The 13,170-nt window shown below is 41.9% G+C and carries 14 protein-coding genes; 5 read left to right on the top strand and 9 right to left on the bottom strand.

The genetic code is table 11. From position 1 onward, the window contains the following. Positions 1–45 precede the first annotated feature (45 nt). The 5 genes from ACJJIY_RS10235 to ACJJIY_RS10255 form a co-directional block, all read right to left on the bottom strand. The gene (locus ACJJIY_RS10235) at positions 46–1,062 is read right to left on the bottom strand and encodes a patatin-like phospholipase family protein (protein ID WP_444906164.1); all 1,017 of its coding nucleotides are present in this window, start codon (positions 1,060–1,062) and stop codon (positions 46–48) included. 290 nt (positions 1,063–1,352) lie between these two features. Next, positions 1,353–1,712, bottom strand: a complete 360-nt coding sequence (locus ACJJIY_RS10240; protein WP_445359547.1) for a hypothetical protein — start codon at positions 1,710–1,712, stop codon at positions 1,353–1,355. A gap of 20 nt (positions 1,713–1,732) precedes the next feature. Continuing rightward, positions 1,733–2,305: a hypothetical protein gene (locus ACJJIY_RS10245; RefSeq protein ID WP_445359548.1), complete on the bottom strand. Its 573-nt coding sequence runs from the start codon at positions 2,303–2,305 to the stop codon at positions 1,733–1,735. A 702-nt stretch (positions 2,306–3,007) separates the two neighbouring features. Further along, complete coding sequence (locus ACJJIY_RS10250) at positions 3,008–3,481, bottom strand: LabA-like NYN domain-containing protein (RefSeq protein ID WP_444894959.1); 474 nt, start codon at positions 3,479–3,481, stop codon at positions 3,008–3,010. A gap of 345 nt (positions 3,482–3,826) precedes the next feature. Next, positions 3,827–4,771, bottom strand: coding sequence for an alpha/beta fold hydrolase (locus ACJJIY_RS10255; protein WP_445359549.1), 945 nt, complete (start codon positions 4,769–4,771; stop codon positions 3,827–3,829). Positions 4,772–4,971: 200 nt separating this feature from the next. Here ACJJIY_RS10255 and ACJJIY_RS10260 point away from each other — a divergent pair, with 200 nt between their 5' ends. Beyond that, the gene (locus ACJJIY_RS10260) at positions 4,972–5,670 is read left to right on the top strand and encodes a helix-turn-helix transcriptional regulator (protein WP_445359550.1); all 699 of its coding nucleotides are present in this window, start codon (positions 4,972–4,974) and stop codon (positions 5,668–5,670) included. A gap of 121 nt (positions 5,671–5,791) precedes the next feature. On the opposite strand, the gene csrA is transcribed toward ACJJIY_RS10260, so the two are convergent. Beyond that, a complete protein-coding gene (gene csrA, locus ACJJIY_RS10265) occupies positions 5,792–5,971 on the bottom strand; it encodes a carbon storage regulator CsrA (protein WP_299588813.1) in 180 nt (59 codons plus the stop codon). An 875-nt stretch (positions 5,972–6,846) separates the two neighbouring features. On the opposite strand from csrA, the gene ACJJIY_RS10270 reads away from it, so the two are divergent. From ACJJIY_RS10270 to ACJJIY_RS10285, 4 genes are all read left to right on the top strand, one after another. Further along, entirely contained in the window at positions 6,847–7,344 is a 498-nt protein-coding gene (locus ACJJIY_RS10270; protein WP_445359551.1) for an SMI1/KNR4 family protein, read from the top strand. A gap of 434 nt (positions 7,345–7,778) precedes the next feature. Further along, positions 7,779–8,006, top strand: a complete 228-nt coding sequence (locus ACJJIY_RS10275) for a hypothetical protein (RefSeq protein ID WP_445359552.1) — start codon at positions 7,779–7,781, stop codon at positions 8,004–8,006. A gap of 42 nt (positions 8,007–8,048) precedes the next feature. Beyond that, on the top strand, positions 8,049–8,297 hold the full coding sequence (locus ACJJIY_RS10280) for a hypothetical protein (protein WP_444912276.1): 249 nt from the start codon (positions 8,049–8,051) through the stop codon (positions 8,295–8,297). 515 nt (positions 8,298–8,812) lie between these two features. Then, a complete protein-coding gene (locus ACJJIY_RS10285) occupies positions 8,813–9,490 on the top strand; it encodes a DUF7822 domain-containing protein (RefSeq protein ID WP_445359553.1) in 678 nt (225 codons plus the stop codon). 269 nt (positions 9,491–9,759) lie between these two features. On the opposite strand, the gene ACJJIY_RS10290 is transcribed toward ACJJIY_RS10285, so the two are convergent. From ACJJIY_RS10290 to ACJJIY_RS10300, 3 genes are all read right to left on the bottom strand, one after another. Then, entirely contained in the window at positions 9,760–10,497 is a 738-nt protein-coding gene (locus ACJJIY_RS10290; RefSeq protein ID WP_445359554.1) for a LytR/AlgR family response regulator transcription factor, read from the bottom strand. Beyond that, a complete protein-coding gene (locus tag ACJJIY_RS10295) occupies positions 10,494–11,240 on the bottom strand; it encodes a sensor histidine kinase (RefSeq protein WP_445359555.1) in 747 nt (248 codons plus the stop codon). Before ACJJIY_RS10295 ends, ACJJIY_RS10290 begins: the two co-directional genes overlap by 4 nt. 436 nt (positions 11,241–11,676) lie before the next feature. Next, positions 11,677–13,053 (bottom strand): amidohydrolase family protein, encoded by a 1,377-nt coding sequence (locus ACJJIY_RS10300; RefSeq protein WP_445359556.1) that lies wholly within the window; start codon positions 13,051–13,053, stop codon positions 11,677–11,679. Between the last annotated feature and the right edge of the window lie 117 nt (positions 13,054–13,170).

Raw genomic sequence — 13,170 nt, forward strand, 5'->3', positions numbered from 1 at the left:
ATAGCTGAAATTTGATAAAGTCAGCGCTGGTCCCGATCAGTAGCATTACTGATACCTATGGCTCCCTTGGTTGTTGACTAATATAGTAGCTATTTCTTCCAGCTCTTTATCAAAATACTCTGCATTCCTCTCTCCCGCTTTTTTTAACTTCTTCAGGTTTTCTGGTGTCGAATTGTCCATAGCTGAATCAGCAGTGTAAAGCTTCGGTTGTATCCGGTAGTAATTTGAATTCTCTACGGTAGAAGAAATTTGCTTCATATAGTAATGAACCATTTGCGCGCTTCCATTTACGGCGATATCAATGGCGGGCCTTGCCCAATTGAGTATCCCCCAATCTTTAACCTCCTTGTATTTGTATCCTGAAAGTTGCCTGCCAGTACCCAGAGATACAATAACCATATCCTTCATCCCAGAGACCCCGCTGAATTTGATGGCTTCGGAGTAGGCGCATAAAGCAGGATCACTAGCTACCATGCCACCATCAATTAAGACATATTTATTGTTGGATGGAGGTAGTGAAAAGATGCGTGCTGGCTCAAAGTAGGTTGGTACCGCGGTGCTTCCCAGGAGAAGGTCTTTAACCAGAAAGTCTTCATTCTTTACTATGGCACAATGTTGCCTAAAAATGATTTGTTCCCGCTTTTTGATATCATAGGAAACAAAGCAGCAGGGCTTTAATAGATTACTAAGTTTCATTTTCCCAAAGAATTGCGATAAAACCCTATCCAACTCCATGGAACAGTACTTTTCCTCCTTCAATAACTTTAACTTTTCTAGAAAAGGCCATGAGCCTGAGCCAAATACTTTCTCGCCTTCCTTAAGGTAGAGGCTGACAGCATCCTGGGCAGAAAATTTTGGTTTTCCTTGCTTGTTAGGGCAGATGTAGGCGGCACCTAATATTGCTCCGGTACTTGTTCCGGCCACCAGGTCGAAGTACTCGCCTATCCTGGCGTCAGGATTGCCTGATTTCACCTTTAGCTTGTGCTCAAGGGATACCAGTATCTGGCCAGGCAAGATTCCCCGGATTCCTCCACCATCGATAGAAAGGATTCTGATAGCCATTGCCGATGCCCTCTGGCTCCGTAGATTGTACGCGACACTAGAAACATAGCATTTGGTAACAGGGGTAATACTTCATATACCCTGGATACCATCAAAAAAACGCGTAATATCAATAAGTTAGTCGCATCTATCACCATGCTGAGTTTATTAATATGGTTAGGGTAAAGAAACTTATATAAGGATTGATAGATATGGAAATTAGTAGGTCTCTGAGCTGACGCCTAAAGTTCAATGGCTAGAGTGTCGTGAAATTAGTAGGAATACAAAAGTAGATTCTTATGCAACGCCGATTACTGTGCACCGGTGCAGCCGTTTGAAGTCTCTATGGTATATTGGGCGACTCTCAAGCTATTTTTATAAGTGATGCTTGCAATACAAACTGTATCACCTGGGTGTAGGTTCATATCGCCGCCCACATCAATCACCTTGCGATTCTTCAGCTCTACTTGATATTGGTAATTTGGAATGTAAGCGGCATTGGAACGACCAATATAAAACTTTGATTTGATTGTACCATTTTGCCTTACAACCTTCTCGGTGTTACTGGCAAGGTTAATAACATGAGGTAACACCAGTAATAGAAGGAGAACTATTAGGCTAAATCCTTTCCACTCCCTAAAGTAAAATAATAGAATCTTGAGTGTTCTCATTGAGTATATATAAAAATAAATTATTCCTTAATTTCAGAGTCAAGTATATTTAGGAGAAAATTTGCAGTTTTACTAAAGTCCCTTTCCACATCGGGAGCAACACTTAGTCCATTCCAGCGCTGAACGGTCCTTTTTTGGCCTCCATAGGCAGCCTCAATATAAACGGTCTCCCCATCGAACCCCAAAGGGCATTTATTAGGTTCGGAGGAATCTATTTTCGTTGATAATTTTGGAGGCTTGGCACAGTACAAATCAATTAATCTATCATAACTTTCTAATTCAAAGAGGTTGAGATCCTTAAATTGGGAAACCATGTCCATGTACTGAGATAACGATAGAGGATATTTACCATTTACATCTAGTGTCCCGTCATGGCGTTGGTAAACCGTTGTTATCTTGGCTTGTCCGAATGATGGAGCAAAAACAATACGAAATCCTGCAACATACTCAGGACTTAGGCCGCATAGTAGCTGAGCATTGAATTTTTTGAGCTGATTTTTATAGTGATCTGAGTCTCCGTCGCTAGTACAATTTGTACCTCCTGCAAAAACTGCTGCGGGGATAAATGTAATCAAGAGTACCAATATACGCATAAAATCTCTAAACGGTACCATTTGGCTTTTCTAGTTTTTGACTATGGGGATTGTGAGGGAATCTTATAGATCACATACTGACGCCCACGATAGTCGATACCTTCTGAAAGGTAAAGCCATCTTGATACGGCGACTTTAACGGGGGTATCCCATGCTTTATCAGATGAACCTTCGATCTTTATTTCCCCAGGAACAAGACCTCCACCTTCAGACGTCGGTTTCTCTACCAGTCTAAAGGACACGACTACGCATACGGGTAAGTTCCTGTTAGTGCCTATTGGACGCAGTGGTGCGACCTTTATTACTGGGTTGGCTTTAGATTCAGGAATGTTGAGATTTAATTTAGGGCAATTATTTACATCCCCACTTGCTATAGAAGCCATAGAGAATAGGGTCAAAATTATAACGAATAAGTTCTTCATTTGTTGACGCCTTGAGCCTTACTAAGGTGTTATTAGATAGTATAAAGGCCAATAATAGACTTGTCTGTTGACTAACAGCATAGATCTTTAATCTAAAATCACAAAAGTTAATAGATGGTGATTTTGAGCGAAATTTATTTAAAGCCAATAAGTACCAGTTACCTATTTGAATTTGAAGGAGGGATAGCTTTTCAGACTGCATTCACACCTCAATTGAAGGGTAGAGTGTAATAAGTACATAGAGACGTATAAGAGCGCCAGTTAGTCGCCTTGGTAGTTATTACAGCAATAACCTATCTTCAATTGGAGTGAATTTGCTCGCCGCATTAATTAATGCTCCAGCCGTCAATTCCGGAACACCATATACTTCAACCTTCTTGCCTCTATCTAACCTGAGCTTATGGGCAAGAATGTCAAAGTCGCCATCTCCTGACACTAAAATCACTGTATCTACCGAGCTTGAATATTCCATAGCATCAATAGTTATGCCCACATCCCAGTCGCCCTTGGCTGAGCCGTCGGATCTTTGGGTGAAGGGCTTTAACTTCACTTCGAAACCAATCGACCTTAAGATGTTTTGAAATTCATACTGTTTTCTATCACCACGGTCGATGGCGTAAGCTATGGCCTTAACAACTTTTTTACCCCCTGTCACCTCCCGCCAAAACTTGTTGTAATCAAAGTTTCGTTTATAGATTTGTCGACATGTGTAATAAACATTTTGCACATCAACAAATATGGCAACCTTTTCCATTTGGGAATCCAGTTATTATAAAATTCTGAAATTGACAGTGAAGTTATGATCTGCCTGCACCAGGGTGGATCCATTAAGCCGCTAGTTTTACATACTTAAGTGATGATTGTCAGCCAAATTTAGAGGTGAGGAACATCTCGGCAGCAAAGCCAATTTATCAGTAGCTGATGAGTTGTATCGAGATATATAGTGTTGAGCAGTGGCCTTATGAAGTAGCATGTCTCGCTTATATGTACATGCTATCCCCAGATGGCCACTTTATAGTGAGTATCCTACCGTGAACGCCCTTTTTTTGCGGGGTTCTGTGTGGATAAATTGAAAGAAAATTTCCTAGAGAAATGGATACTAAGTAGCGGATTGTTGTTCCAGCCAGTTTAAAATCACTTGATTGGTTTCTTCCGGTCTTTCCTGTTGAATCCAATGGCCGCAATTAAGGTTCACCTCATCTACATTGGGGACGAAATCTTTGATATCTGGAGACCTAGGTATCAAATCATGATCGCCGTAAATCATAAGGGACGGCTTTTGGATAACTGGGTCTACATCTGCCAAGATATGCCAATTGCGATCCAGGTTTCTATACCAATTTATGCTACTTGTAAAACCCGTTTTTTCAAATGCGGAAACGAATACAGCCAGTTCATTATCATTCAGCAAGGGGGCACCAAGCGGTGATGCTGCTCTCGCGAGATTGATTATTACCATACCAGGCTCCGGCGGTGTAGGAGGTACGTTTTTACGGAGCAAATTGTGAAGGAACTGGGAAGCGTTCTTGTCTAACACTGCGTCCGCAACACCTGGCTGCCTATTGAAGTGCACAAAATAATAATCGCTCCCAAGGAGTTCCTCCATAAACTCGATCCAAGGTTTTTCTGTTCGGGCTTGATAGGGCAGTGCGAGGTTTATAATTTTATTAACACGGCTTGGATGTAATAGCGCTATTCCCCAAACGACCATTGCACCCCAATCATGACCAATAAAGGTGGCATCTTGGTATCCGTAGTGATCCAGAAGTGCAGCTAGATCGCCGGTTAATTGTTCGATGTCATAGCTGGTTACTTCCGTTGGGCAGGATGAGTTGCCATAGCCTCGCTGATTGGGAACGATAACGTGGTAGCCCGCTGCGGCGAGAGCGGGTATTTGGTGGCGCCAGGAAAAGGCATGTTCCGGCCATCCGTGACAAAGCACAACAGGGTTTCCTGTGTTCTGTTGGCCCGCTTCAAAGACCTCCAGCTCTATGCCATTCACTGAGATAAGAGTAGGTGTGGGGAAATCGGGTATTCTAGACAATTTACTTCCTCTTCTTTGGGGAGGCCTTGAGAGCTGCTGTTTACCAGCAGGCTCCGCTTCCTATCCTTAAGGGTTGTTCCAACTTCAACATCCCTTTGCTGGATCGTGAGTGCTTAGGCTAGAATCTAATGGTGCCAAAAACTGTCACCATTTATTAATGTCTGTGTAAAATGAATGTACGTCTCCGACAAGACGCCATAGTGCGAAGCCTTCGGCGAAAGGGCACTTTGACGATTGCCGATTTAGCCGCTGAAGTTGGCGCATCCAGGCGCACCGTGCTGCGTGATATCAGCTCGTTGCGGGATGAGGGTTTTGTTATCCGTTCTGAACCTGGCCCTGGGGGCGGCCTGCAACTTGATCCGCAATCGGTTCAAACTACAGCTCGGCTCTCGGTCGCTGAGATTTTTGCGTTGCTTATTAGCGTTGCATCCGTGCGTGCAGCAGGGAGTTTGCCCTTTTCAGATCTTGCGGATGCCGGGCTGGCAAAAATAGAGAAGGCTTTACCCGTTGATAAGGTGCGTGACTTACGCAGGTTTATGGATTGCCTGTACATCGGTAAGCTTTCACCGGAGGTAGACATATCTAATGTCGGAGAGATGTCGCCCTTACTACTGCCTACATTTGAAACGGCTTTTCTTCAGCGACTATACCTGAGCTTCCAATATCGTGATGCGAAAGGGGCAGTAACTAGCCGGGTTGTTGAACCGCAAGCTATGTTGATCTTACCACCCTTATGGTATCTGGTAGCTTGGGACCCTGCTCGCAATGATTTTCGTCATTTTCGAATGGATCGGATTAGCCAACCTGAATACCTTCAGGACAAGAAGTTTCGAAGACGACATATAGTCTTCGAAGATGGCGTATCTCTAATTCGTGATAATCCCAAAGGTTCAAGATGATTGGGTTCTTGACGGTAAGTATGATTGCTTCCGCGAAAGGCCAATAATTGGTGGCAGTGTAACCCATTAGCTTACTCGACTCTGCCCCCAATAATTGATCCAGGTTTTCCGCTCACAGATTTTACTTGCCTATCTTCTGTTCCCTCTGGATACGGTTATAAATTTCTTCGCGGTGAACCGCTAAAGATTTGGGGGCTTTTATTCCTACTTGTACTTGATTGCCTTTAACGTTCAATACAGTGATTGAGACATTAGCCCCAATTCTGAGGTTTTGGCCAATTCGGCGAGTCAAAATCAACATATGTTATTCCCTAATGATACTCAAACCATGGATAGCCTTTCCGCAATGGGAAAGCTTAGAAAGAAAGTTGAAGAGTGAATGCGGGGTGGGGCACGGGAACGGTAGGCATAAAAGTAGAAAAGACGGACACAACGCTGCCAGAACCTGAGTAATTGCCTCAAGTTACTGAATGTGCTCCACTTTATTGAAGACGAGCGGGTTTCTAGCGTATCATCCATACAGCCATCTTGATAGTGAGTGTATCAATTTGGTTAGCTGGCCCCTGGTGTTGGTAGCACCTTGGGTCAGCGACTTTTACTTACTTTTATGTCACGCTACCGTTCTCCTTTGAGGGAATAGGCTATTTATAAAGCTCTTTAATATTTTGCATTCGATTTGCTTACAAATAACGCTGCTCAGCAGCGATCAAAATATCGAGAAATATTCAGTTACCTTACGCAGTTTTGTTACTGAAAACAATCTGAATAAATTCCAATAAGATCATTTCTGCGCCTATCTTTTTAGCTGTATTTGCAATTTTAAAATATGTTAGCTGCTGTTGGAGTTTGATATTGTTGGGCCATAGTTGGTCGAGATTGAATTGATCAAAACAACTTAAATAAATAGTCTAAATCATAAATGTTGCTTTTGATTTTTGTTAACACGTAGGTGTCTTGGTTCAAGGATGGTTTTTATTTTTCTGTTTTATTTGTAGGGCTTCTTATCGCAAAAAATATAGTTGTGAATTAAGATTAACGAAATTTCATAAATTGAAGTAATCTAACTCTTCGTTAGGTTACAGTGCGGCAGGGTGTGGAGTAGGTTCTTCAGCTGTTGAGTTAAAAGTTATAATCTAGACAGTATTGAAACTTATCAATATTTAAAATATAGACGGTATGAGTACACAAGATATAGAAAGCCGGCTTCTGGGCATCAAACAACAACTTAAACGGCTGAGTGGTTTGGATAAGGATTGTTCTCTCTTTGGTGCAGAGCGCTGGAACTATAACTTCCGTCGGTTTTCGGAGGAAGAAATTAACGGTATCGAGAAACAGTACAGCATTTCTTTACCGCAGGAGTTTCGGGCCTTTCTTCTTGAGATTGGTTTTGGGGCTGCGGATTCTTATGGTGCTAACGTAGAGGGTCTTCCGTACTACTACCAGGATGACGAAGATGAATATCCGATGTCAGCAGGCACCATTGATATTGCAGAAATAGGCTGTGGTATTGAATTTATGTTAGTTATTAACGGTGCTCATCGTGGGGAAGTATGGGTTACTCAGAGTTACCGGGAGCCACAGCCTTGGTCTAGTAGCTATCTTAACTGGTATGAAGACTGGCTGGCTAAAAGCATCGAGAGCTTAGAAGTACCGCAAAACCCTCCTAAGGGCTGACTACCACAGCTTTCCTCAAAATACTCCTGGTAGCTAGTAGGATACACATTGTTCTACGACAACCCCTCTGCTTCTCCCTTGCATTGAGTTGAGCGGTGTAGCCTATGTACTACTCACCGGTGTTCCCTCACCTTAAGCTTTGTTAATCATTTTTTAATCAAAAAATAGATCACTGATCGTTTCTTATACAGTCTATGGCTTGTCCCAGCACTTTATACGACTGGGTTGCCAATACACAGGAAGTGTATATCTGCGGCTATGGCGTAAACGGTGATTACCCTCGTACCAAACTCCTTGATAACACTGGTAATTTCGCGTGCAGAAGGGCGATATGGGCGGAGTGGGCTCTGGACTGGCGGCAATAGTGACTTGACAGTTCCTGAACCTCTTACCGTATACTGTATTCATGTACAGTATCTTGAGTAGAGGTAGCAATGGGAGCCAGAAATATCACTATTGACGGGGAGCCGATCCGGATCTGCCGTTACCGATCGGGTTATAACAACCGGGCAATGTACGCTATCTGTATCCTTAACTATACAAAATACGTGCGCAGCTTTTCGGTATCGGTGAAGATGAATCTACGCGAGGAGTTAGAACTGACCCTGGCGCAAATGCGAGGAGTTGAGCGAAGTATGAATTGGATGGAAGTATCAGCTTAGGAGTATAAGGGCTTAAGCTGTTTTATGGATAAGGAGAAAATTATGGGAAGAAAAATCAATCGGTTCGCAATTTTTGCAGAGCGGATTCATTTAATGAATGGAGGTGCAAAAAGCTTTAGGGATTCTGCACCCACAGAAGAAGCCGCAAAGGAACTGGCAGAAGAAATTGCTAAATCTGAAAAAGCGCTGTTTTATTCCTGGCTACAAATTCTCGATATAATGACTGGTAGTTATACAGAATACTCAATCAAGAGGGGTGGGGTATTGGAAGAAAGGGAGTGCCCAGAATAATAGGAGCCTGGTAACTAAGATAGACTTAATGAACGAAGACAGAGGGTAAGAAAAGTAAGTAACAGTTACATGTATAGTGTGAGTAATTTAAAGTTCAGGTTAAGGCAGGTTGTGGTTTGATAATCTCCCGAGTGACCAGAGCTATTTGCAGGGGTAAAGTTGAATAGCTCTGGCTACAGCACCGTTAGAAAAACTCCAAGCTGAAATTGATTAAAATCAATTTCTGAAAAATATCATTAAAATAAAGCCCCTTTGTACATAATCAGGCTCAGTAGTGGTAGAGTCTAGTTCTAACATAAATAGAACTCTGGCGGTCAGTACCTAACTGATCCATCTACTCAATTTTGCGAGCAAATCGATAGTTATTAACAACTAACTGGATGGTTGGCACACAAAGTTAACTTTACACTCGACTTTCTTGGCCCAGAAAGTTTCCATCTAATATTTTTCTTAAGCAAAAAAGGCATGACAACGATAAGGTCGTGCCGTTGGCAGTATTTATAAGGAGTCTTAAAATGGCAAATCGTTCTTATCTTTATAGCCTTAGTAATCAACCTAAATCCTATTCAGACCGCCCCGAGACTATTTCAGGCTTATCTGAATGGCCATATAGTATTCCCTTCACTTACCGTGTACTAATGTCCGGGAATCCCAAACTGTGCGCGTCACTGGTCTCGGATGGCTTTGAGGACGATTCACCTGATGATAAAACTCAACTTTATGCTGTTAGTAGTGACTTCGAGGCAGGATTTGCGCGGTTAAAGAAATTTGTTGAAGTTCTGCGAGTTATTAGCAAAGACATTACGGATCTGCCGGATTCAATGCTAAATGAAACGTTAGAATTCCTTCAAGAGCATAAGGATAGGCATCTACTGCTTGAGACTATCGAGCTGGACTGTATGGATGGCTCTGAAGGGTCAGTTCTGCGTGGCTACGTTGAATCCGAAATTGTCGCTTGCCGTGAAGCTGGAGCAGCTATTGATGCACTTCCTGAAGACCCAGAGGCATCAGCTGATATTGTAAAGAGTGCAGCAGAAAACAATTCAGAATCTGTTTTAAGTCCATTTTATGGGCTCCAGTTCAATGATAAATTTGACAACGTTGAGAGTGAGCCTCCGATGGGTTTGTATTGGAGTGATGTTCTTTATTACGAATTAGAGAGCAAAAAGGAATTTGAAGAGTCTCTTGAATAATTGAATGTCGAAATTATTATTTCCACTTAAAGAAATGCTGGGCTAGTTTTAGAGGCTTCTGTGTCTTTCCCAATGTATTGAATTGGTTCAGCACTTTATTTTTGTCGATATGGTTTATGATTTATGATGTTGGGATGATTACTTGATAGTGCTTATGAGATGGTATCAAAAACGTACTTTCCAGTATTCCATATAAAACTCAGCCTGATTTCCATTTAAGGTGTAAACACAGTCTAATCGTGTAAGAATAAAGAAACAAATAGCGATTTCTAGCTTCCCTGCTCGAATATCATTTTCAATCTATCGGCTCCGGATCGGCTAGATATTAAAGTGGTTTTCTGTTCATCATCAATAATCACTGCCAATTTTCCGTTTAAGTAACGCTGAATTTCCGAGACTCTGTCCAGGTTAATCAGGTAGCTGCGGTGTAGGCGTAGAAATTGATCTGGGTTAAGCTTTTGCTCCAGTTGATCTAGGCCCATTTGTAAGGGTTTGATGCCTTTCACTGTATGAGCAATAATTGAACCTTGTTCAGACTTAATATAAGAAATATCGTTCAGATCAATAAAGGTCATGCGATCATCGCACTTACTTACGAGGCGCTTTAGTGCTATCGAATCATCCCCTACTCGAGTACTGTTATGAATAAGTTTGATTCGCTTCTCCGCTTTTTCGATGGCAGCTTTTAAGCGTTGCAATGGGAAGGGTTTAAGCAAGTAATCGATTGTATCGTGGCTAAAAGCATCAATAGCAAACTTAGAATACGCAGTTGTGAAAATAATATAGGGTTGGTAAGTTAGGGCATCTAGTACATCCAATCCACTAAGATGAGGCATTTCAATGTCCATCAGTAGTAGTTGTGGTTGATGCTCCTCAATCAATGTTAATGCTTCCAGTCCAGATTTTGCTTCTGCAACCAATTCAATAGAGTTAATAGTCGCCAGCTGAGCTTTTAATTTATTCCTTGCCGGTGCTTCATCTTCGGCAATAATGACCCTTAAATTCATACAGACATCTCAACTTTAACGTGGGCACCGCTTTGATTGCTTAGAGTAAGTTTTCCATTTGGTCGTAGCTCAATGCGCTGGCGCAAATTATGAATTCCAGTTCCCTGTGAGTGGATAAAACTAAGAACGCTTTCCTGAAATCCATATCCATTATCTGCGACTTCAATAATTACCTTGTCATTCTTTAAGTAGATACGACATTGAATATGTAAGTTTTCTATTGTACGACAATGTTTGAAGCAATTCTCAAAAATTGGCTGTAATAATAGGGGAGGGATAGAGATATCACTGGCTCTTGGGTCTACCGTAATCTCTACTTTCAAATTATCACCAAAACGTACTTTTTCTATCTCTAAATACTTATTAATCAGTTCAATTTCTTCTTTGATTGTAGTTTCTTCTAGCTCGCCAGTGTCGAGAGAATGTCTCAAAATATCTGCCAGTTTATGTAAAACTTCATCAGCAAGGTTTGGATCGCTATGAATATAGGAGGAGATAGTATTAAGACTGTTAAACATAAAGTGTGGATTTAGCTGATAACGTAATGTTTGTAATTTTGCTTTCTGCATGGCGAGCTTTTGCTCAGAGGCTTTATGGCGGTATTCCAGCATGGCGTAAGAACAGTATAAACAGGTAGCCCACATTAGCCCATTAAAGATAATGCCCAGTCCCATATTCAAACCGCCTTCGACATTAAAGGCGTACTCTATAAACCAGCTAACGCACTGATTGCCGATAGTCATATGGACTACCAGGATCATCCACTCGATTAACAATGAATGATACCCTCTGCGTCTAAGGCGCAATACAATGAGAGCTGTGGACCAGGTGGGTAGCCAATAAAAGAAAACAAACCATATCGGAGCACCAGTGAGAGCATTGCTGACCGAGCTTATATCTCCTGATTCAAAAAAAACAAATACGCAAGCTATATCTAGTAATAGAACGACGACAAATGATTTCGCAAAGAAAGGATGCTTAAGATCTTTTAGTATTGACATAAAATATTGATGAGCACTAGCTATCATAGCTTATTCAGGATTGGCCAATTATATTGGGATTAAATAAGATAAGATAGTTTTAATTCAACCCAGCTTGATGTGTTTTCTTATTATCTAAAGGTGAGTATCAGCACCCATAAATTACAATTTAAATGGGCGCTGACACTATGAGGTTCTTTTATGTTCTGTGGCCTTTCTTCTCCGATGAAGATTCACAACTGGAACCAATGGGGGGAGTGGCGTAACTCTTCTCGATAAGCTGTTTTCTATCTACCGCTGCACCTGCAAGATAGATTTTTTCTGGGTTTGTAATTGCTTGTATGTTTTCAATAGGATTTTCATTTAGCAGAATAAAGTCAGCACGTTTTCCCTGGGATATTGACCCTATATTCTCACTTGCATTCAAAGTTTTTGCTGCAACCTGTGTCGTGGCGAGTAAAATTTGCTGGTTGGATAGACCCGCCTTGTGCAACGCTAATATCTCGCTTATTAAGCCCAGTCCGTGTGGCGAGTAGGGGTTGCCGGAGTCAGAGCCAGCGCCAATTTTAATACCGGCTTTAGCTAGCTTTATCACGTTATTATATGCGATAGATTTTTTCTTCCAGGCTAGTTTTCTACTGGCGGTTGGTGCCTGGACTTCATTGAACAGGCAGTTCTTCATTTTTGGGTGTATAGGTGCCAAGTCTAACTGAGTGATAGATTGATTTTCATGTTCATCAGCCTGATTATGAAGCACTGATAGAGTGGGTATATAGGTAACCTCGTTTTGTAGCATGAGCTTTATAAATTCACTGTCCACTGGTTCAAAATTAATACCGTGGGCTAAAGCAGTAGCCCCGGCCTTGATTGCTCGTTTCCCATCTTTCAGGGTGGAGACATGAACAAAAAACGGTAAGTCGGCGCTTTGGGAGCGTTTTCCAATCTCTTTGAGTACATCATCTGAGAGTGGGACGACAGTACCATCAAAAGTTTCTATGATGGCTTTGGTCAACTTTGGCTGGTAACTTAAATGTGCATCCCAGCTCGCACTGATTTGCTCGATACTGTCAATCTCATGAACTTTCACTCCGAATTGGGTACCGTGACCTCTAGGGTTGGTGAAGGCGGGTCCGGAGGCAAATACTAGTGGAGCCAAATCGTTCAACTGGGATATAGATTGCATCATCTCGCTCGACATCAGAAGGTCAGTGACAGCGGTAACGCCATAATAGAGTTGATTGTTTAAGTTGGTTTCTAGCGGCAGATGCTGATAATTCTTATAAGTTGACCCAGATGCACTCAAGTGCACATGTAAATCGATTAAGCCCGGTATCGCATATTTACCCTTTGCGTCGTGGGTATTCTCGGCAGGTAGGGCTGTCCTGGTCATTGGAGTGATTCTGGCTATGCGGTCATCTTGAATGTAAATACGGCTTTTCTCGCTAAAGCCTTCCGTATCGTTGGTTAATATTTGTACATTGTCGATTCTCAAATCGTAGTCATTCTTTTTGGTTTCGAGGGCGAAGCTATTACTTGAGGCTAATAGTAAACAGGAGGCAATGGCTGTAACTTTCATAAGAGTTTCTTTTCCTATTGAGTTTTGACCTAGCTTATAGCGACAGTAATCTCGGTGTTTAAAAAAGTGACGAATCGACATATTCGTAGACGAACGAACAGTTAAAGCCTGTGAGTG

Source organism: Microbulbifer maximicatervae (SeqCode), assembly GCF_052468155.1.